This is a genomic window from Aeromonas sp. QDB11 (assembly GCF_027705265.1).
In the GTDB taxonomy this organism is placed as follows: domain Bacteria; phylum Pseudomonadota; class Gammaproteobacteria; order Enterobacterales; family Aeromonadaceae; genus Aeromonas; species Aeromonas allosaccharophila.
In genome coordinates, this window is record NZ_JAPDBM010000045.1 from 1 (window position 1) to 19,599 (window position 19,599).

The following is a 19,599-nucleotide window of genomic DNA, read 5'->3' on the forward strand; positions in this document are numbered from 1 at the left end:
CAGGCAAGGGGCAACAGTGGATCAAGGGATGATCGTCTCACTTTTTCCTGTCAATGCCATCTGGGTGAACAGTTACCCCTCAAGGATCTCTCATTCATTGGCGATCCGGATGATTTTTCGCCAGAGCCAGGCGATTTCCCCACCTTTAGTGGCCAGAAAAACCTAGCGTGTACCAGCGCTTTCACCCCTGCACCCGGTAATTACAAGAATGCCTCCTGGGGCAGCGACAACTGCCTAGCCACCCTGCAATCAGGGCAGATCTATCGCTTCAACACCCTGTCGCTTTCCGACGGGGCCGTGCTCAACCTCAACGGTGCGACCGTCTATGCCAAGACGGTGCTGGTCACGGGGAACTCGGATGGCATCAAGGGGAGTGGCAACCTCCACGTCAATGAGCTGACGGTCTCCGGCAACGGCAAGCTCTCCGGTGCGAACGTCACCGTTTATGACAACCTGGCGCTGTCGACCAGCTCGATTGGCAACGTCACGGCCCGCTTTCAGCCCCACTATGCCAAAGCGGTCTCCCTGAGCGGGCAGAGCCAGATGCCCATGGCGGCGGGGGACTGGGCCATCAGGGAACTGACGGTCGAGGACAACAGCGTCATGACGCTGGAGGGACAGAGTACCCTCAGTGTCTACGAGTTAGAGATGAAGGGGCAGGGCAAGATCACGGCCGCGGGCAGTCGCGGCGATCTGACCCTCAAACTGCATCAGACCCTGGAGGTGAGCGACAACGGCGTCATCAATGGCTATCTGCAGGCCAGTTACGTCAAGACCTTCAAGCATCAGAGTACGTCTGACATCCGGCTCTACTTCCGTGGCGGCAGCCACTGGATCGACAAGTTGGAGCTTGGCAGCAACGACAAGCTGATCTTCGATACCGGTTTCGCCACCCAGCTCTACCTCAAGAGTGACCTGATCCTGAGCGACCAGATGGAGGTCAATGCTGGGGGCATGGCCAACGACCTTATGTTCTACCACTTTGGCAAGGTCACCATGAGCAGCAATGCCAAGCTCAACGCCATTCTGTATGTGATTGCGGGCGATCTGGCCATGAGCGGACAGGCCCAGCTTACGGGGGCCGTGTCGGCGGTGAATGTCACCATGACGAACAACAGCATGGTCATCCATGAGCCCTTCACCGGTGACTGGCCCGGTATCTGTGAAGAGGATCTGCCCTGCTTCAGCGACGACTTCTCCGCCAGCGCTCTCAGCAACAACTGGGTGGTGGCCCGCAGCAGCGGCAATTTTACCCCCGCCATCGTCAATGGCAGGCTCGGCATGACCGAGGCCAGCACCCGGCAATCCACCTCGGCCACCTATCAGCGGCTTTTCCCCGCTGCCAACAACTTGGTGACCATAGAATTCGACCAGTATTCCCACGGCGGCAACGGGGCGGACGGCATGGCGGTGGTGCTCTCGGATGCTAGGGTGACCCCCCAGCCTGGCGCCTTCGGTGGGCCCCTCGGATATGGTTTCAAGACGGGGGTCAATGGCTTTGCCGGTGGCTGGCTCGGGGTGGGAATAGATGAGTACGGCAACTTCTCCGGCGAAGGTGGGGCGACCAACAAGGGGCGGCGCAAGCAGTCCGTGGTAGTGCGTGGCTCGGGCTCGGGCACCAGCGGCTACAACTATCTCAAAGGGACTTGCAAAGATGGTGCTGACAACGCCAACGGCGACTGCCTCTCGCCAACCGTGGACAGCGGCTCGGACAGCAATCGCCCTCACCGTTATCGACTGACCATAGACTCGCGCATCGGCGGCCAGTCCATGGTCAAGGTGGAGCGCAACACAGAGGGCGGCTACAGCACCCTAATCGACAGCTTCAATGCAGCCACCCAGAGCGGCCAGGCGGCCATTCCCGAGAATCTGCTATTGTCGCTGACCGGTTCGACCGGGGATGCGACCAACGCCCACCAGATCGACAACGTCCGTATCTGCGCCCTCAACTCCAGCCCGGTGGGCACCCAGATCGATCACTTCGAGTTCGATCACTCAGGCCAAGCCCTGACCTGCACCCCCGAGACCATGACCATACGGGCCTGCGCCAACGCCAGTTGCAGCCAGCTGTTTACGGATCCGGTAAGCGCCGCCCTGACGCCGCTTAAAAATGGCGGCAATGGCTGGGTAGCCGGCAACCAGGTGAGCTACAGCGGCAACACCGCTACAGTGAGTTTCAGCGGCGGCACCACCAGCTTGCAGCTGCGCAACAATCTGGCGAGCTCCATGACGGTGGGGGTAAGCGGCTCGACGCCGTCCACCAAGCCGCTTAGCACCACCCTGTGCCGAGCGGGCAGCGGCGCCCTGAGCGCCACCGCCTGTACTCTCAGCTTCGCCGACAGCGGTTTCTTCTTCGATTTGCTGGATACCTATTCCAACCAGCCTCAGGATGTGACTATAAGTGCGGTCAAAAAAGACGACATTACCAAGCAATGTGTGCCCGGATTTACCGGCGTGAGGTCTGTCGGCTTTTGGGGAACGTACAACAATCCAAATACCAATAGCTTTGGTAGCAAGATTTCCATCGATGGCAACGCCATTGCAACTTATGCCGGCAGTGTTTCTTCACCAACGCCAACCACCCTTAACCTGACTTTCGATAATCAGGGTAAGGCGACCTTGAAAAAAGTGACCTACCCAGATGCGGGTCAGATGCAGCTTTCAGCCAGTCATAATGGCAGTGGCGAGACGGCGGGTCTGGTGATGACGGGGTCCGACAAGTTTGTGGCACGTCCGGTCGGCCTGTGCATCACGCCCCCGCAAGGGGCCTGCGTGGCAGGTGATAGCAGTTGTCCGGTATTCAAAAAAGCGGGGGAGACGTTTCAGGTAGATATCAAGGCGATGGCCTGGGAGTCGGCCAATGATGGGGATATCTGCGTAGGGAATCAGACTACGCCCAACTTTGCTTTGACTAACATCGCTCTTGCTACTCAACTGGTTGCCCCGATTCCCGGGCAAAATGCGCAGGTCGGTACAGCGAGCTATAACCACTCTAATGGGATGGGCATCAACAATCTCAATAAGGTCACCCAGTCAGTCAGCGAGGTGGGGGTGTTCCGGATGACGGCGACGCCACCGGCGGCAAAGCCGCCAGAAGGAAGCACTGTATCTACGGGCTATTTCGGCTACACCATCCCTCCCGCCAGCAGCGTGCCGGTGGGCCGCTTCGTACCCTGGGATTACAGTTTGAGCGGTGGTTTTATCACGCCTGCTTGCAATGCCTTTACATACATGAGCCAGCCCTTTGCCAGCGGTTTTGTCCTCACTGCGCGCAATCTGCAGAAAGGAACGACACAGAACTATCAGGGGGCGTTCGCCAAGGGGGAAGCGCTGATGGTGGCGGCCAATGCTCTGGATGGGGTTGCGCGTGACAAGCGCATTACACTATCTCCCTCGCTCAGCTGGGCAAGTGGTATTGCGAGCGTTAATCAGCAGTCACCTTTCGGGCTGAATACCCGCTTTGATCGTGCTGCGAGTCCAGAGGCACCGTTTGCCACGTTGAGCTTTGGTATCAAAGTCGATGATCAGGATGGCGGTACTACGCTGTTGGCGAATCCGAATATAAATGCGGCTGTAGCAGGATCCTGCGCTGGGGCTAGTTGTAATGCGGTGCGGCTGGGCACTCAAAAACTGTTGTATGGCCGCCTTTTGGCCGGGACTGAAGCCGGGGTCGCCTCGGCGCCGCTGGCCATTCCACTGCAGATGCAATATTACGAAGCGGGCAACTGGCAGCCGAACAAGGAAGATCAATGTACCCGGCTCTCTCTCGCCGCTGACGGCATCCGCTTCCTCAATCCGGGCCACTCGTTTGATGCAGCCACTCGCGATCTGAATCTGGGGGCGGGCCGCAAGATCAAGCTGGGGTTGGGCAGTTCGGCACCGGGTGGTGATGCTGCACAGGCGAAAGATGGGGAGATCCTGTTCCACTTTGCCAGGCCGGATATCTCGGTGCGCATTCCGTACAAGGTTGATTTGGCAAAACAGCCATCATCGCCACTCTGGTTGTCTGACCCGGCAAGTGCCAATGATGGCAACCTGCAAGGTGAGGCCATTTTCGGCTCCAGCCGGGGTAATGACAGAATTATTTATCGGCGCGAAGTATTGCACTAAATGATGTGTAAGGGGGGATGGCGCAACGGCATCCCCCTAAATCCTTGTTTATTAGCGTTTACAAGCGTGTGCGAGTGAGTGATGACTCGCATTTTTGTCGCGCCTGATTGATTGGCGACAGTTTGAGCGCTTGCCCATTAGGGTGGGCATTGGTAAAGTTAGCCGGTTTTCTGCACCTCCAAATTCTTAGGATTTCCCGTAGCCATGTTCAAAAAGCTCAGAGGCGTCTTTTCCAACGATCTGTCGATCGATTTGGGAACTGCCAACACCCTGATCTATGTAAAAGATCAAGGGATCGTCCTTAACGAACCCTCAGTTGTCGCCATTCGCCAAGAGCGCGGGAACGCCAAATCGGTCGCTGCTGTCGGTCATGCCGCCAAGCAGATGCTGGGCCGTACCCCGGGCAACATCTCCGCGATCCGCCCGATGAAAGACGGCGTGATCGCCGATTTCTACGTGACCGAGAAGATGCTGCAGCACTTCATCAAGCAGGTTCACGACAACAACTATTTCCGCCCCAGCCCGCGTGTGCTGGTGTGTGTGCCGTGCGGCTCCACTCAGGTTGAGCGTCGCGCCATCAAGGAGTCCGCACTGGGCGCCGGTGCCCGTGAGGTCTACCTGATCGACGAGCCTATGGCTGCTGCCATCGGTGCCGGCCTGCCGGTCTCCGAAGCGACCGGTTCCATGGTGGTCGATATCGGTGGTGGTACCACCGAAGTAGCCATCATCTCCCTGAACGGTGTGGTCTACTCCCAGTCCGTCCGTATCGGTGGCGACAAGTTTGACGAAGCGATCATCAGCTACGTTCGTCGCAACTACGGCAGCCTGATCGGTGAAGCCACTGCCGAGCGCATCAAGCACGAGATCGGCTCCGCCTATCCGGGTGAAGAGGTGCGCGAGATTGAAGTGCGTGGCCGTAACCTGGCTGAAGGTGTACCGCGCAGCTTCACCCTCAACTCCAACGAGATCCTGGAAGCGCTGCAAGAGCCGCTGTCCGGTATCGTTGCGGCCGTCATGGTGGCGCTCGAGCAGTCTCCGCCGGAACTGGCTTCCGACATCTCCGAGCGCGGCATGGTGCTGACCGGTGGTGGCGCCCTGCTGAAAGACATCGACCGTCTGCTGATGGAAGAGACCGGCATTCCTGTCGTCGTAGCCGAAGATCCCCTCACCTGTGTGGCCCGTGGCGGCGGCAAGGCGCTGGAGCTGATCGATATGCACGGTGGCGATCTGTTCCACTACGAATAAGACCCAAAGCCGGCCAGCGTGCCGGCTCTTTTTTGACGACCCATGAAACCCATTTTTGGTAGAGGCCCTTCGCTTCAGTTACGGTTGTTTCTCGCCGTCATCATCTCCATCGCTGCCATCGTCGCGGATTCCCGCTTCGGTGTGTTTACCCATGTCCGCGTCTACCTCAGTTCGTTAGTCAGTCCCCTGCAATACATGGCCAATGCGCCGGGTACCCTGCTCGACACCATGTCGACCCAGGTGCAGACCCGTGCCGATCTCATCGAGCAGACCAAGCAGCAGGAGCAGCAACTGTTCACTCTGCGTGCCCGTCTGCTCAAAATGGATCAGCTGGAACACGAGAACCAGCGGCTGCGTGAGCTGCTAGGCTCGCCGGTGCACAAGGAGTCCCGCAAGATGGTGGCCGAGCTGCTGTCGGTGGATTCCGACCCCTTCAGCCATCAGGTGCTGATCAACAAGGGGGCGCTGGATGGCGTCTACAACGGTCAGGCGGTGATCAACGATCAGGGTGTGATTGGTCAGGTGCTCCACGTGGGCTCCACCACCAGTCGCGTGCTGCTGATCACCGACTCCAGCCACGGTATTCCGGTGCGGGTACTGCGCAACGACTTGCGTGCTATTGCTTCCGGCAGTGGCGAGCTCGACAAGCTTGAGCTGCGCAACCTGCCGCGCAACACCGATATTCAGGTGGGTGACCTGCTGGTCACCTCGGGTCTGGGCGGCCGCTTCCCGGAAGGTTATCCGGTGGCGACTGTGACCCGCTCCGAGTATGTGGAGGGCAAGCCCTTCGCCCAGGTCGAGGCCAAGCCGCTGGTGGAGCTGGACAGACTGCGCTATCTGCTGCTGCTGTGGACCGACAAGAAGCCTGAAGTACATGATGAGGATGGCGAACGGGCGGCTCCCGCTGCGTCCGCCGCAGGAGCCACCCGCTAATGCTAGAACCCGCCAGCGGCAGGATCTGGATCTGGATCTCGATCCTGCTGGCCTTGAGCCTGTCGATCCTGCCGCTTCCTTTTGAATTTGACCCCTTCCGTCCGGACTGGCTGGCCATGGTGCTCATCTACTGGGCACTGGCCTTGCCGCACCGGACCAACGTCGGCACCGCTTGGGTGGCGGGCCTGCTGCTGGATGTGCTGCTTGGCAGCACCCTCGGCGTGCGGGCGATGGCGATGGCCATCACCACCTATCTGGCGGCCTTCCAGTTCCAGAAGATCCGCAACTTCTCCCTCTGGCAGCAGGCACTGATCATCGGTGGCCTCTCGCTGGTGGGTAAAATGACGGTATTCTGGGCCGAGCATCTGTTTAGCCAGGCCAGTCTCAACTTCTCCTACTTTTGGTCGACGTTGACGACGATGCTAATATGGCCCTGGGTGTTTCTGGTGCTGCGCAAGGTGCGGCGCCGCTTCAATATCAGGTAAATATGAACAAAAACAACGAACCACAACTCTATCTCGCCTCGGCTTCTCCCCGTCGCCGTGAACTGCTTACCCAGCTTGGCTACCGCTTCGAGGTGCTGAAACTGGATGTGCCCGAGCAGCGGGAAGAGGGTGAAAAGGCGCAGGATTACGTCTGCCGCCTCGCCCGTGACAAGGCGATGGCTGGCGTGGCGTGTGCGCCGACGGCGTTGCCGGTGCTGGGTGCCGACACAATAGTGGTGCTGGGCGACCGGGTACTGGAGAAACCGTCCGATCTGCTCGATGCCAAAGATATGCTGGAGGCGCTCTCCGGCAAGGTGCATCAGGTGATGACTGCGGTGGCGCTGGCCAGCAAGGATCGTTGTGATGTGCGTCTGGTCACCACCAACGTGGCGTTTCGCAAGCTGGATGAGGCCGAAATCGAGGCCTACTGGCGGACCGGTGAGCCCTGTGACAAGGCCGGGGCGTATGGCATTCAGGGCATTGCCGGCAAGTTTGTCAGCCGCATCGAGGGGAGCTATAGCGCCGTGGTCGGCCTGCCCCTGCTGGAGACAGACCTGCTGATCAAACATCATCTGGAACAGCTTAAATAATTTCCCGTCAGCTGTGCTCTGCTGCGTTTCTCCCTTGCGCGCGTTGTACCGGATTGGCTCTATAGAATTCAAAACTGGAACAGGCAAGGTTACTTATGTCGGTAGAACTGCTGGTTAACGTTACCCCCTCCGAAACCCGGGTCGCTCTGGTCGAAAACGGTCTGCTGCAGGAAGTGCATGTCGAGCGTCAGGCCAAGCGCGGCATCGTGGGCAATATCTACAAAGGCAAGATCAGTCGGGTGCTGCCCGGTATGCAGGCGGCGTTCGTCGATATCGGCATGGACAAGGCGGCCTTCCTGCACGCCTCCGATATCGTGCCGCACACCGAGTGTGTGGCGGTGAAGGAGAAGGAGCAGTTCCAGGTCGGCAACATCGCCGAGCTGGTACGTCAGGGGCAGGACATCATGGTGCAGGTGGTGAAAGATCCGCTGGGTACCAAGGGTGCCCGTCTCACCACCGACATTACTCTGCCGTCCCGCTATCTGGTGTTTATGCCGGGCAGCGCCCACGTCGGCGTCTCCCAGCGTATCGAGTCCGAAGCGGAGCGGGAGCGTCTCAAGCGCACCGTGGCCGGTTATGTGGACGAGCTGGGTGGCTACATCATCCGTACCGCCGCCGAAGGGGTGGGGGAGCTGGAGCTGGAGCAGGATGCCGCCTTCCTGAAACGCCTGTGGCGCAAGATCCTCGAGCGCAAGCAGAAGTACCCGCCCTGCAAGATCCTCTACGAGGATCCCAGCCTTGCCTTCCGGGTGGTGCGCGATTTCGTCGGCGCCGAGCTCGACAAGATCCGCGTTGACTCGCGTCAGAGCTTCGATCAGCTCAAGCGTTTCACCGGTGAGTATGTGCCGGAGCTGGCCAACAAGCTGGAGTACTACCCCGGCGAGTCGCCGATCTTCGATCTCTACGACGTGGAGAACGAGATCCAGCGCGCGCTGGAGCGCAAGGTGGAGCTGAAATCCGGCGGCTACCTCATCATCGACCAGACTGAAGCCATGACCACGGTGGATATCAACACCGGCGCCTTTGTCGGCCATCGCAATCTGGAAGAGACCATCTTCAACACCAACGTCGAGGCGACGGCGGCCATCGCCCGCCATCTGCGACTGCGCAACCTCGGCGGCATCATCATCATCGACTTCATCGACATGCAGTCGGAAGATCACCGTCGTCGGGTGCTGCACAGCCTGGAGCAGGCGCTCTCCAAGGACCGCGCCAAGACCAACGTCAACGGTTTCTCCCAACTAGGCTTGGTCGAGATGACCCGCAAGCGCACCCGCGAGAGCCTGGAGCATGTGCTCTGCTCGGAGTGCCCGGAGTGCAAGGGGCGTGGTCGGGTCAAGACGGTGGAATCGGTCTGCTTCGAGATCCTGCGGGAGATCATCCGGGTCAATCGCGCCTACGATGCGGATCAGTTTACCGTTTATGCGGCTCCGGCCGTGGCCGACTACCTCCATGGCGAGGAGTCCCACAGTCTGGCGGAGCTGGAAGTGTTCATCGGCAAGCAGGTGCGGGTAGTGAGCGAACCCCTCTGTGGTCAGGAGCAATTCGACGTGGTGATGATGTAATTGGTCTATCGCTGGCTGAGTCGGGGCTGGTTGGCCCTGGGGGTCCTGTTCGTACTGATGGCCATGCTGGTCACGCTGGTAAGGGTTGGGGGCCCTTTGCTGAATCAATACCGGGAGAGCCTGATCCACACTCTGCTGGGGGATTCACAACTCAAGGTCAGCGTGGAGCAAGTGGGGCTGGACTGGACACAATCCGGCCCTGCCCTCGAATTGCAGCAACTCGCCATCGCCCCGGATTCGGGGCGTTTTACCGTACAGCTCGGTAAAGCCTGGGTGCATCTCGACTTCTGGCGCACCCTCAACGAGCTCAAGCCAGTGTTTGGCGAGCTGACCCTCAGTGATGGCGATATCACCCTCGATTTCAGCCAGCCAGCCAACAGCCGCGAGCCGCAAGGGGACCCCCAGCAGGGCGCCCTGCTGCGCTTTTTGCTGACCCAGCTCTCCACCTTCGATGTGCACAACACCCGCCTCAGCGTCACCACCTCCCTCGGCGATCTGCGGGCGCTCGACATTGCCCAGCTGCGCTGGCAGAACCGCGGCAAGCGCCATCAGGGGGTCGGCAAGGCTTACCTCATCAACGGGGTGGGCGAGAGTACCATCGATCTGATTCTGGATATCGATGCCCCGACGGCACGTCTCGACCGCCTCAAGGGGCAGCTCTATCTGGGTGCCCGCCAGCTCGATATCAGCCCCATTCTCGCCAAGATCCATGCCGGTGAGCCCAGCGTCGCCGGTCAGCTCGACTTCCAGCTCTGGAGCGAGTTTGACAGCGGCAAGCTGGGCAACACCCTGCTGGCCTTTGGCAACAACTACCTGATCTGGAAGGATCCCAAGGATCAGCGGCTCCATCGTCTCGGTCTCGATGGTGGCAAGGTTCAACTGCGGCGCGATGGTCAGGACTGGCAACTGGCCAGCCACGATGTGATCTTCAAGCTGGATGACAAACCCTGGCTGCACAGCCGGTTGCAGCTGGAGCGGATCGGCGAGCGGGTACAGGGCTATGTGCCGCAGATCGATCTCGATCAGCTTGCCCAGCTGAGCCAGCTGGTCTCGGCGATGTATCCCGCCCAGAGCGAGCTGCTCAAGCGGACCAGACCCAAGGGCAAGCTGACAGACTTGACCCTGCTGGCGGATGCCGGGTGGCAGGATATCTCCTTCAGCGGTGAGATCGCCAATGTGAGCCTCAATGCCTGGCACGACGTGCCCGGTTGGCGGGATCTCAACGGCGAGTTCTGGCTCACCCCCAAGGGGGGCAGCGCCAGATTGGCACTGGCGAACGACAAGGTGGACCCCGCCCGTCACTTCAAGGTGCCGATCCCGGTCGATCGCTTCTCGGCCCGCCTCGACTGGTGGCGCGAGGCACAGGGCTGGGTGTTGTACGGGCAGGATATCGCGCTGGATAACCCGGATCTGACCCTGGCCAGCCGTTTCCGTCTCGATCTGTTCGAGCACCCCTTCCTGGCCTTGACCGGCCGCATCGATGTGAAGAACGCGGGCCATGCCGATCGCTACTTCCCGCTGCAGGCGATGGACAAGGGACTGGTGGATTACCTGAGCGGCGCCATCAAGGGGGGCAAGGCCAAGGGGGCCGATCTGCTCTGGTACGGCGAGTTCCGTGATTTCCCCTATGAGCAGGGCGATGGTATTTTCCAGGTGGCGGTGCCGCTGGAGCAGGCTACCTACGAATTCTTCCCCGGTTGGCAACCGCTCACCGACCTGCAGATCGATCTGCTGTTCCAGAATGCCAGCCTCGATATGCGCAGCCGCTCCACCCGACTTGGCAAGGCGAGCTCCGACTCGGTGCATGCCTGGATCCCGGATCTCTCCCCCGGCGCCCACCTCTATGTGGATGCCAAAGTACAGGGCGAGGGGAAGGCCATCAGCGACTACCTGCAGGACTCCCCGCTGGGTAGTTCGGTGGGACAGGCGCTGCGAGAGATCGAGATCCGCGGCCCGATGGCCGGTTCGGTCAAGCTCGACATTCCTCTCGATGGCGAGAGCGAGGTGAAGGCGAGCGGCGATGCCACCTTCAGCAACAACAAGGTGCGGGTCGCCAGTCTGGATCTGCCGCTAGAGAAGGTGCAGGGGCGTCTCGAATATGACAACGAACAGACCCGCTTCAGCAACCTCAAGGCGAGTTTGTGGAACCAGCCGCTGACCCTCGACTATCAGGGGCGCCAGCATCCGGATCACTATCAGGTCGACCTCGATTTCAAGGGGCAGTGGGATAGCCGCCGCCAGCCCGCTGCCATCGCCTCGTACGGTATCCTCAACGGCCGCAGCAACTGGGGCGGCAAGCTCGGGTTGACCCTGCCCGAGAGCAAGCCGTTCAGCTTTCAGCTGGCGCTCGACTCCAACTTGCAGGGGATGGGACTGGATCTGCCGCTGCCGCTGGCCAAGAGCAGCGCCAGCCGGCTGCCGCTCAAGGTGATCGCCCGTGGCCGGGATGGCAGCGCCGACATTCGCGCCGTGCTTGGGGCTGATGTGGATATGCAGACCCGACTGGTTTACGGCGAAGGGGTGCCTTATCTCAGCCGGGTGCGGGTCGATGTGGGACAGCCGGGTGCCCGGGTGCTGCGCGATGCCCCCATGCTGCTCGCCATCAACCAGCAGGAGGCTGACGTTGGCAGCTGGCTGGCACGACTCAAGCAGTGGCTGCCAGCGCAGAACCAGACCAGCAATGCGGTGGTTGGACCGGCCTTCTTGCCGCAGGAGTGGTGGGTGGATGGGCAGCTGGCTCGCGCCTATATCGGCAGTGCCACCCTCAAGGCGGTACGTTTCACCGTGGGGCCGACCAATCAGGCGACCGAGGTGATGATCGACAGCCCCGATGTGATGGGGGTGATCCGCCTGCCCGCAGTGGCCAATCGCCCGGTGGATGCCAAGTTTGCCCGCATCTACTGGTCTGGCAAGAGTTCGGATCTCAGCCCGGACCCCGATGCCAAACAGGACAACGCCATCATGGCCTCCATCCCCTGGTTGAAGGTGAGCTGTGTCGATTGCCGCTTTGGCGAGCTACCTCTTGGTGAAGTGAAAGGGGAGCTGGTGCCCGGCGCCAACAAGGTGACACTCAAGGGGCTGGATGTGCGGCTGGCGGGGAGTCAGCTCACCGGCAGCGTCGACTGGCTGGCCGATGGCAACCGGATGCAGACCCGCGCTCGTGGCAAGCTGACCAGCAACAACAGCGAACTGCTGCTCAAGCGGCTGGGCTACACCTCGCCCATCGGCGATGCCCCCGGCTCCCTCGCTTTTGATCTGAACTGGCAGGATGTGCCCTACCGCCCGAGTCTGCCGACCCTGGGGGGAAGTGCCAACTATCAGCTGGAGGGCGGCACCCTGCGGGAGGTCAACGACAAGGGGGCGCGGCTGCTCTCCCTGCTCAGCCTTGACTCCCTGCTGCGCAAACTGCGCCTCGATTTTCGCGATGTGTTCGACAAGGGCTTCTACTTCGAATCCATGTCCGCCTCTGCCACCATCAAGCAGGGGCAGGTCAGCAACGATGATTTCTATATGAAGGGGGCGGCAGGCAACCTGCGCGGCGAGGGGATCGCCGATCTGGTGCGCTGGCGGCTCGACTACGAGCTGAGCTTCTCCCCCAATCTGGGGGGCACCCTGCCAGTGGTGGCGGCCTTCTCCATCACGCCGGTAACCGGCCTCTATGTGCTGGCCCTCTCCAAATTGCTGGAGCCGGTGGTGGATGTGGTGACCCGCATCGATTTCCGGGTCTCCGGCCCGCTCGATGATCCCAAGCTGATCGAGGCGGGACGCAATCGGGCTCGGATCAAGCTTAACCAGCAGCAGAAAGAGGCGGTCGATGCGGTGGTGCCCACCCTGCCAGCGGCCACCCCTTTCCTGCTCAATCCACAACCGGGCAGTCCGCGCCAGCCCTGATGCTGGCGCCAACCCTTGCCTCGACCTGCTCACGCTCAAGGAGAGAGCCATGATCCGACATATTCTGCTGATCACCTTCAAGCCCGACGCACTCCCCGCCGATATTGCCGCCATCAGGGCCGCCTTCCTCGCCATACCGGCCAAGGTCAGCGGCGTGACCGCCGTGGAGTGGGGGGAGAATGACAGCCCCGAGGGGAGGGATGACGGCTTTACTCACTGCGTGCTGATGACCTTCGCCGACGAAGCGGCCCGCCAGCGCTATCTACCCCACCCGGATCACGATGCCCTCAAGGCCATCTTCCGTCCGCTGCTGGAGCGCATCATAGTGCTGGATTACACCCTGCAGGCAGGGGATGCTGTCACCGTCTGATGGTCCAATCTACAAGGCAAGCGACAAGGAGAGCGTCATGTGGTTAGCCGCAATACAGCTGGTATCTGGCCGTCACTGGCAGGATAACCGGGAGCAGATTGCCGCCGAGCTGGCGGCCTTGCCAACCGAGCGGCCGCTGCTGGTGCTGCTGCCGGAGAACTTTGCCCTGTTTGGCGAGCGGCAGGGCTATCTGGATGGCACCGAGGCGATCGGCCCCGATCTGAGCGGCGCCGCGCCGATCCAGCAACAGCTGGCCGAGTGGGCCCGCGACTTTGGCATCTGGCTGGTGGCGGGGGCTATGCCGACGACTATCGCCGGTTCCGACCATATCCACACCAGCTCGCTAGTGTTTGACCCAAGCGGTGAGCTCAGGGGGCACTACCACAAGATCCACCTGTTCGACGTGGATGTGGCGGACAATCACGGCCGCTATCGGGAGTCGGAAACTTTCAGCCCTGGTCAGGACTGCGTGCTGGTGGACTCCCCCTTTGGTCCCCTTGGCCTCTCGATCTGTTATGATCTGCGCTTTCCCGAGCTCTACCGCCAGCTGGCCCGTGCCGGTGCCCGCGTGCTGCTGGTGCCTGCCGCCTTTACCGCCGTGACCGGCGAGGCGCACTGGGAGCCGCTGCTGCGGGCCCGCGCCATCGAAAACCAGTGCTACGTAGTCGCTGCCAATCAGGGCGGCACTCACCAGACGGGGCGCCAGACCTGGGGCCACAGCATGGTGATCGACCCCTGGGGTCGGGTGCTGGCGAGCAAAGAGTCCGGACGCGGCACCGTGCTGGCGCAGATGGAGCCTGGGCTTATCGACGAATTGCATCGCACCATGCCAGTGCTGACCCATGCCCGTTTGTTGTGATGGTGTGGCTTGTTGCCAACCCGTCAGCAAGACGATTTAAAACATCTCGTTACGAGAGTGGAGAAGAAGATTGAGTCTATTGAGCCAGGTTAGTGCCTCCCTGTTGGCCCCGAACGATCTTGACGAAGGGCGGCTGCAGCAACTGCTCGGCAGCCTGATGAGCCATCAGGTGGAGTTCGGCGATCTCTATTTCCAGCGCAACTGGCACGAGTCCTGGATGCTGGAAGATGGCATCGTCAAGGATGGCAGCTACAACATCGATCAGGGGGTCGGGGTGCGCGCCGTCAGCGGCGAGAAGACCGGCTTCGCCTACTCGGACGAGTTGAGCCTGCTGGCGCTGCAACAGTCGGTGACCGCCGCCCGTGGCATCGCCGCTGCCGGTGCCCACGGCAAGGTGAAGGCGTGGGCTCGCACCGAAGCGAACCTGCTCTATCCGGCCATGGATCCGCTGCAGACCCTCGACAAGCACCAGAAGATCGCCCTGCTGGAGCAGATGGACAAGTTCGCCAGAAGTCTGGACCCCGCCATCAATCAGGTGATGGCCTCCATCAGCGGTGTCTACGAAGAGGTGCTGGTGGCTGCTACCGATGGCACCCTGGCTGCCGATATTCGTCCACTGGTGCGTTTGTCGGTGACCGTGATCGCCGAGAAGGGCGATCGCCGCGAACGTGGCAGTGCCGGTGGCGGTGGCCGCTTTGGTTACGACTGGTTCCTCGAACTGGACGGGCTGGAGAGCCGCGCCTTTGGCTATGTGCGCGAAGCGGTGCGTCAGGCGCTGGTCAACCTCGAAGCCATCGACGCGCCAGCCGGCACCATGCCGGTGGTGCTGGGCTCCGGTTGGCCCGGCGTGCTGCTGCACGAGGCGGTGGGCCACGGTCTGGAGGGGGACTTCAACCGCAAGGGATCTTCCGCGTTTGCTGGTCGCATCGGCGAGCAGGTGGCCTCCAAACACTGCACTATCGTCGATGATGGCACCCTGCCGGGTCGGCGCGGCTCCGTCAGCATAGATGACGAGGGGACGCCGGGCGGTTACAACGTGCTGATCGAGAACGGCATCCTCAAGGGGTATCTGCAGGACAAGCAGAACGCCCGCCTGATGGGCGTGCCGCTCACAGGCAACGGCCGCCGCGAATCCTACGCCGCCATGCCGATGCCGCGCATGACCAACACCTATATGCTGGCGGGTCAGTATGATCCGGCCGAAATCATCGCCTCGGTGAAGAAGGGGATCTATGCCCCCAACTTCGGCGGCGGTCAGGTGGACATCACCTCCGGCAAATTTGTCTTCTCCGCCTCCGAGGCCTACCTCATCGAGGATGGCAAGATCACCGCGCCCATCAAGGGCGCGACCCTGATCGGCAACGGCCCCGAGGCGATGAGCCAGGTCTCCATGGTGGGTAGCGACCTTGCACTGGATCGCGGGGTCGGCATCTGCGGCAAGGAGGGCCAGAGCGTGCCGGTCGGTGTCGGCCAGCCCACCCTCAAGCTGGACCAGCTCACCGTGGGTGGCACCTCGTAGGTTGGGTGAGCCGCGCAGCGGCGTAACCCGACGCAATCAAACCCCGGCTCTTGCCGGGGTTTTGCTATTTAGCTGATGGCAGATAACAAAAAGCCCCGGTCGGTGGACCGGGGCTGGCGAATTATTCGGTATCAGTTGACCGAGATGGCGCGGGCGTCGATGAAGTAACGGGCCTTGCCCTGTTTATCGATCTGGATCTTGGCGATCAGCCTCTCTTGCTGCTTGTGTTCCCACAACTGCTCTACGTTGGCAAGGGCTGGATTGACAATGCCGAGCACATTCAAGTACTCGTGAAACAGGCTATGACTACCAATTTCGGTCAGCATCTTGGTCATCTGGACACTCTTCTGGAACAAGGGGGGCGGATACAAGATAGCCATGTCGAGCTGAATGATTACTGTACAAAAAACAAACAGCGGATGATTTGTCGTCACAGAAAGAGATAAGGCCGGTCGTTGAGTACGGGATTGCGGACAACAAAAAGCCCCGGTCGGTGGAGCGGGGCTGGCGGATTATTCGGTATCAGTTGACGGATATGGCGCGGGCGTCGATGAAGTAGCGGGCGTTACCCTGTTTGTCGATCTGGATCTTGGCGACCAGCTGCTCTTGCTCTTTATATTCCCAGCGCTGTTCGATCTTGGCGAGGGATGGGCTCGCAATCCCAACCACGTTCAGGTACTCGTGAAACAGGCTATGGCTCCCTATTTCGGTCAGCATCTTGTCCATCTGCATACTCTCCTGAAATTGAGTGGGTATTCATCAACAAACCTATCAGCATCCGTCTGAACAAAGTCTGTATGAAAAACAAACTAACTCATTTGTGTGTCAATAACATGATCAGGAACAAGATCAGTGCAGATCGTCAGGGACTTTTTGATACCGTTTTCAATCAGAGCTGGTGGGCTTTTGCGGCAAGTGATCAAAAGTGCCGGAAACCTGCGGTAGCGCCGGTGTGCTCTGTACGGCTCCCCCACCGTGGAATACCGGATCCTGTGCCACTTCCTTGATGCCATTGATGCAAAATTGCATACCCATGCAAACCAGCAGGAAGCCCATGATGCGGGTCATGGCGTCGATGCCGGTGTCGCCGAGGATCTTGCAGACCGGATCCGCCAGCTTCAATACTCCCCAGCTGATCAGGCTCATCAGGGCAAACGCCGTCACCATGCCGCCGTAGATGGTGAGCCGATTGTACTCGCCGGGCAGCTCGGCGATCTGGGCGGCACCGCTGATCACCAGTGCCATGGTGCCCGGCCCGCACATGCTGGGCATGGTGAGCGGCACGAACGCGATGCTCTGGTTGATGTCTACCCCGCTTGCCTGACTGGGGGCGGGAAACAACATGCGAAAACCGATAAAGCCGATGATGAGGCCACCGGCCAGTCGCAAGCCCGGAATGGAGATCCCGAACAGATCCAGAACCGAGGATCCGATAAAGAAGGTGATGCAGAGGGTGCAGAACAGATAGATGGCGGCCAGGTTGACCTGGCGGCGCACGTGTTCGCGCGACATCCCCTTGCTCAGCCCCAGCAGCAGGGTGGCCGTGGTGGGCGGGTTGACCATGGGCAGCAGCGCCAGCAAGGCGATAAAGACGACCTGAAAGAACATATTGGGCCTCTGATAACGGGAGTGAATAGGAACGCCATGAGGCAGGCTGTCACCTGACTCAAGAGGGAGGCTATCTTATGCTGGCCAAACTGAACACAAGCAGTACAAAAAAGCCCCGAATCAGATTCGGGGCTCGGGGTCAGGCGGGTTGGGGTTGCTGCTGCCGAATGGCGCGCTGCTGGAACCAGAGCCAGAGGCCGATGGCAAAGCCAAGCACCGACAGACTCACCACATAGTGGGAGGGTGCCAGCATGTCGTTTTTCATCCAGAGGGTCACCGCCATCGGGGTGAGGCCGCCGAAGATGGCGTAGGCCACGTTGTAGGAGAACGACAGGCCGGAGAAGCGCACCACCGGCGGGAAGGCGTTGACCATCACGTAAGGCACGGCGCCGACAATCCCGACCGCAAAGCCCGCCAGCATGTAGAGCGGCACCAGCTGGCTCGAACCGGCCGCCAGACCGTGATAGAAGGCGTAACTGGAACCTGCCAGCAGCAGGGAGCCGAACATGAAAGTGATACCGCTGCCCAGCAGGTCGATCAGCCGACCATAGACGATGCAGCCGAGGGTCAGGGCCACGATGGCCAGCGAGTTGGCGGTCAGGGCGTCAGCCGGGCTGATGCCATAGACCTTTTGCAGATAGGTGGGGGTCATCAGGATCACCACCACGATACCGGCGGAGAGCAGCCAGGTGAGCAGCATGGAGACCACCACGCTGCTCTTGTGACTGCGCAGTACCGTCTTGAGGGGCAACTCGTCGGCCAGCGCCTTGTTGGCCTGCATTTCGGCGAAGACCGGGGTCTCGTGCAGCCAGCGGCGCAGGTACATGGCGACGATGCCGAAGATTCCGCCGAGCAGGAAGGGCACCCTCCAGCCCCACTCGCTCACTTCGGCCGGGGTCAGGCTCTTGTTGACCGCCGTGGCGATCAGGGAGCCGAGCAGGATGCCGGCCGTCAATCCCGCCGTGAGCGTGCCGCAGGCGACCCCGACCCGACGGGCAGGGACGTGCTCGGCGACAAACACCCAGGCACCCGGCACTTCACCGCCGATGGCGGCGCCTTGCAGGATGCGCAGTCCCAGCAGGGCGATGGGGGCGCCGATGCCGAGCACCGCATAGGTGGGCAGCAGACCGATCAGCAGGGTCGGCAGCGCCATCATGAGGATGCTGAGGGTGAACATCCGCTTGCGGCCGATGAGGTCGCCAAAGTGGGCCATGATGATGCCGCCGAGCGGGCGGGCCAGATAACCGGCGGCGAAGATGCCGAAGGTCTGGAACTGGCGCAGCCACTCGGGAATATCGGCCGGGAAGAACAGCTCGCCGATGACGACGGCGAAGAAGACGAAGATGATGAAGTCGTAAAACTCCAGCGCACCGCCGAGGGCAGCCAGACTCAGGGTCTTGTAATCCTGTCGATTGAGGGGGCGGGCGTGATCGTGCTGTTGTGCGGTTGTGGTCATATCCGTATGTTTCCCATCGGTTTTTTTAGTTATTGTCGTCCCCGTAAAGGGGCATATACAGGTGATCGAGAGTATGCTGCCCGTCGCTTGTGTGTAAATCGCGCAATTCGCAACACTGTCTTGCATCTTTTTGGGGCAACCTTTTTGGGAAAACCAGCGCGTTTGGGAAACCAGAGCGCCCCGTTGGCGGAGGAATGATGGAAAAGAAACGGGTACTGCTCTCCTGGAGCTGCGGCAAGGATTGCGCATGGGCATTGCATCAGTTGCGGCAAGATCCCGCCATTGAGGTGGTGGGGCTGTTCACCACCCTCAATCAGGCATTCGAGCGGGTGGCAATGCACGGGGTGCGCAAGCAGCTGTTGACCGAACAGGCCGCTTGCGTCGGCTTGCCCCTTATTACCATCGATCTGCCCTGGCCCTGCAGCAACGAGGATTACGCCCGTATCATGACCGGCTTTATCGCCGATGTGGTGGCGCAGGGGATCCGCCATATGGCGTTTGGTGATCTCTTTCTTGAGGATGTGCGCGCCTACCGTGAACAGCAGCTGGCAGGCACTGGTATCGAGCCGCTGTTCCCGCTGTGGGGCAGCAATACCCGTGAACTGGCGCCACAGATGGTGGCCGCAGGGTTGAAGGCGCGGATCAGTGCCCTCGACCCGAACAAGCTGGATGCCAGCCTGGGTGGCCACGATTTTGACGATGTACTGCTGGCTGCACTGCCGGAGGGGGTTGACCCGTGCGGCGAGAACGGCGAGTTTCACACCCTGGCCTATGATGGCCCCATGTTTTCCCGCCCGCTCGGCATTCGGGTCGGGGAGACAGTGCTGCGCGATGGCTTTGTCTTTACCGATCTGCTGCCAATCGAAGATTAATTATCAGGCGTCAAATGCTCCCTTTTGCAGGAGCATTCACAGATTTGAAGGCGTGGATGGGGGCACTATTGGCCCCCTCTTTTGATTGACGATGAC

The 19,599-nt window shown here is 60.7% G+C and carries 15 protein-coding genes; 11 read left to right on the forward strand and 4 right to left on the reverse strand.

From position 1 onward, the window contains the following. From OKC40_RS15060 to tldD, 10 genes are all read left to right on the forward strand, one after another. On the forward strand, positions 1 to 4,110 hold a 4,110-nt coding region (locus OKC40_RS15060; protein ID WP_442865901.1), incomplete at its 5' end, for a DUF6701 domain-containing protein. A gap of 204 nt (positions 4,111 to 4,314) precedes the next feature. Further along, positions 4,315 to 5,355, forward strand: coding sequence for a rod shape-determining protein (locus OKC40_RS15065; protein ID WP_005340051.1), 1,041 nt, complete (start codon positions 4,315 to 4,317; stop codon positions 5,353 to 5,355). Positions 5,356 to 5,397: 42 nt separating this feature from the next. Beyond that, on the forward strand, positions 5,398 to 6,288 hold the full coding sequence (mreC, locus tag OKC40_RS15070; protein ID WP_005340053.1) for a rod shape-determining protein MreC: 891 nt from the start codon (positions 5,398 to 5,400) through the stop codon (positions 6,286 to 6,288). Then, entirely contained in the window at positions 6,288 to 6,773 is a 486-nt protein-coding gene (gene mreD, locus OKC40_RS15075; protein ID WP_005340054.1) for a rod shape-determining protein MreD, read from the forward strand. Before mreC ends, mreD begins: the two co-directional genes overlap by 1 nt. A 2-nt stretch (positions 6,774 to 6,775) precedes the next feature. Further along, the gene (locus OKC40_RS15080; RefSeq protein WP_270795776.1) at positions 6,776 to 7,363 is read left to right on the forward strand and encodes a Maf family protein; all 588 of its coding nucleotides are present in this window, start codon (positions 6,776 to 6,778) and stop codon (positions 7,361 to 7,363) included. Between the two features lie 95 nt (positions 7,364 to 7,458). Next, on the forward strand, positions 7,459 to 8,928 hold the full coding sequence (gene rng / locus OKC40_RS15085) for a ribonuclease G (protein ID WP_005348639.1): 1,470 nt from the start codon (positions 7,459 to 7,461) through the stop codon (positions 8,926 to 8,928). Beyond that, on the forward strand, positions 8,929 to 12,819 hold the full coding sequence (locus OKC40_RS15090; protein ID WP_270795778.1) for a YhdP family protein: 3,891 nt from the start codon (positions 8,929 to 8,931) through the stop codon (positions 12,817 to 12,819). 49 nt (positions 12,820 to 12,868) lie between these two features. Beyond that, positions 12,869 to 13,189, forward strand: coding sequence for a Dabb family protein (locus OKC40_RS15095; RefSeq protein WP_182933364.1), 321 nt, complete (start codon positions 12,869 to 12,871; stop codon positions 13,187 to 13,189). 37 nt (positions 13,190 to 13,226) lie between these two features. After that, positions 13,227 to 14,048, forward strand: coding sequence for a carbon-nitrogen hydrolase family protein (locus OKC40_RS15100; protein WP_270795780.1), 822 nt, complete (start codon positions 13,227 to 13,229; stop codon positions 14,046 to 14,048). Between the two features lie 70 nt (positions 14,049 to 14,118). Beyond that, positions 14,119 to 15,567 (forward strand): metalloprotease TldD, encoded by a 1,449-nt coding sequence (gene tldD / locus OKC40_RS15105; protein ID WP_270795783.1) that lies wholly within the window; start codon positions 14,119 to 14,121, stop codon positions 15,565 to 15,567. Positions 15,568 to 15,698: 131 nt separating this feature from the next. Here tldD and OKC40_RS15110 read toward each other — a convergent pair whose 3' ends face one another. From OKC40_RS15110 to OKC40_RS15125, 4 genes are all read right to left on the reverse strand, one after another. After that, positions 15,699 to 15,902, reverse strand: coding sequence for a hypothetical protein (locus OKC40_RS15110; RefSeq protein ID WP_042658113.1), 204 nt, complete (start codon positions 15,900 to 15,902; stop codon positions 15,699 to 15,701). A 187-nt stretch (positions 15,903 to 16,089) separates the two neighbouring features. After that, positions 16,090 to 16,293, reverse strand: a complete 204-nt coding sequence (locus OKC40_RS15115) for a hypothetical protein (protein ID WP_042658161.1) — start codon at positions 16,291 to 16,293, stop codon at positions 16,090 to 16,092. A 159-nt stretch (positions 16,294 to 16,452) separates the two neighbouring features. Then, a complete protein-coding gene (locus OKC40_RS15120) occupies positions 16,453 to 17,175 on the reverse strand; it encodes a MarC family NAAT transporter (protein WP_058054193.1) in 723 nt (240 codons plus the stop codon). 139 nt (positions 17,176 to 17,314) lie between these two features. After that, positions 17,315 to 18,631, reverse strand: coding sequence for an MFS transporter (locus tag OKC40_RS15125; protein ID WP_270795784.1), 1,317 nt, complete (start codon positions 18,629 to 18,631; stop codon positions 17,315 to 17,317). Positions 18,632 to 18,828: 197 nt separating this feature from the next. On the opposite strand from OKC40_RS15125, the gene OKC40_RS15130 reads away from it, so the two are divergent. Next, positions 18,829 to 19,503, forward strand: a complete 675-nt coding sequence (locus OKC40_RS15130; protein WP_270795801.1) for an adenine nucleotide alpha hydrolase — start codon at positions 18,829 to 18,831, stop codon at positions 19,501 to 19,503. The last annotated feature ends 96 nt before the right edge of the window (positions 19,504 to 19,599 follow it).

What these genes read in the sequence shown, in the direction of transcription:
- OKC40_RS15065 (WP_005340051.1), top strand. Translation starts at nt 4,315, where the DNA reads ATGTTCAAAAAGCTCAGAGGCGTCTTTTCCAACGATCTGTCGATCGAT.
- mreC (WP_005340053.1), top strand. Translation starts at nt 5,398, where the DNA reads ATGAAACCCATTTTTGGTAGAGGCCCTTCGCTTCAGTTACGGTTGTTT.
- mreD (WP_005340054.1), top strand. Translation starts at nt 6,288, where the DNA reads ATGCTAGAACCCGCCAGCGGCAGGATCTGGATCTGGATCTCGATCCTG.
- OKC40_RS15080 (WP_270795776.1), top strand. Translation starts at nt 6,776, where the DNA reads ATGAACAAAAACAACGAACCACAACTCTATCTCGCCTCGGCTTCTCCC.
- rng (WP_005348639.1), top strand. Translation starts at nt 7,459, where the DNA reads ATGTCGGTAGAACTGCTGGTTAACGTTACCCCCTCCGAAACCCGGGTC.
- OKC40_RS15095 (WP_182933364.1), top strand. Translation starts at nt 12,869, where the DNA reads ATGATCCGACATATTCTGCTGATCACCTTCAAGCCCGACGCACTCCCC.
- OKC40_RS15100 (WP_270795780.1), top strand. Translation starts at nt 13,227, where the DNA reads ATGTGGTTAGCCGCAATACAGCTGGTATCTGGCCGTCACTGGCAGGAT.
- OKC40_RS15110 (WP_042658113.1), bottom strand. Translation starts at nt 15,902, where the DNA reads ATGACCAAGATGCTGACCGAAATTGGTAGTCATAGCCTGTTTCACGAG.
- OKC40_RS15115 (WP_042658161.1), bottom strand. Translation starts at nt 16,293, where the DNA reads ATGGACAAGATGCTGACCGAAATAGGGAGCCATAGCCTGTTTCACGAG.
- OKC40_RS15120 (WP_058054193.1), bottom strand. Translation starts at nt 17,175, where the DNA reads ATGTTCTTTCAGGTCGTCTTTATCGCCTTGCTGGCGCTGCTGCCCATG.
- OKC40_RS15125 (WP_270795784.1), bottom strand. Translation starts at nt 18,631, where the DNA reads ATGACCACAACCGCACAACAGCACGATCACGCCCGCCCCCTCAATCGA.
- OKC40_RS15130 (WP_270795801.1), top strand. Translation starts at nt 18,829, where the DNA reads ATGGAAAAGAAACGGGTACTGCTCTCCTGGAGCTGCGGCAAGGATTGC.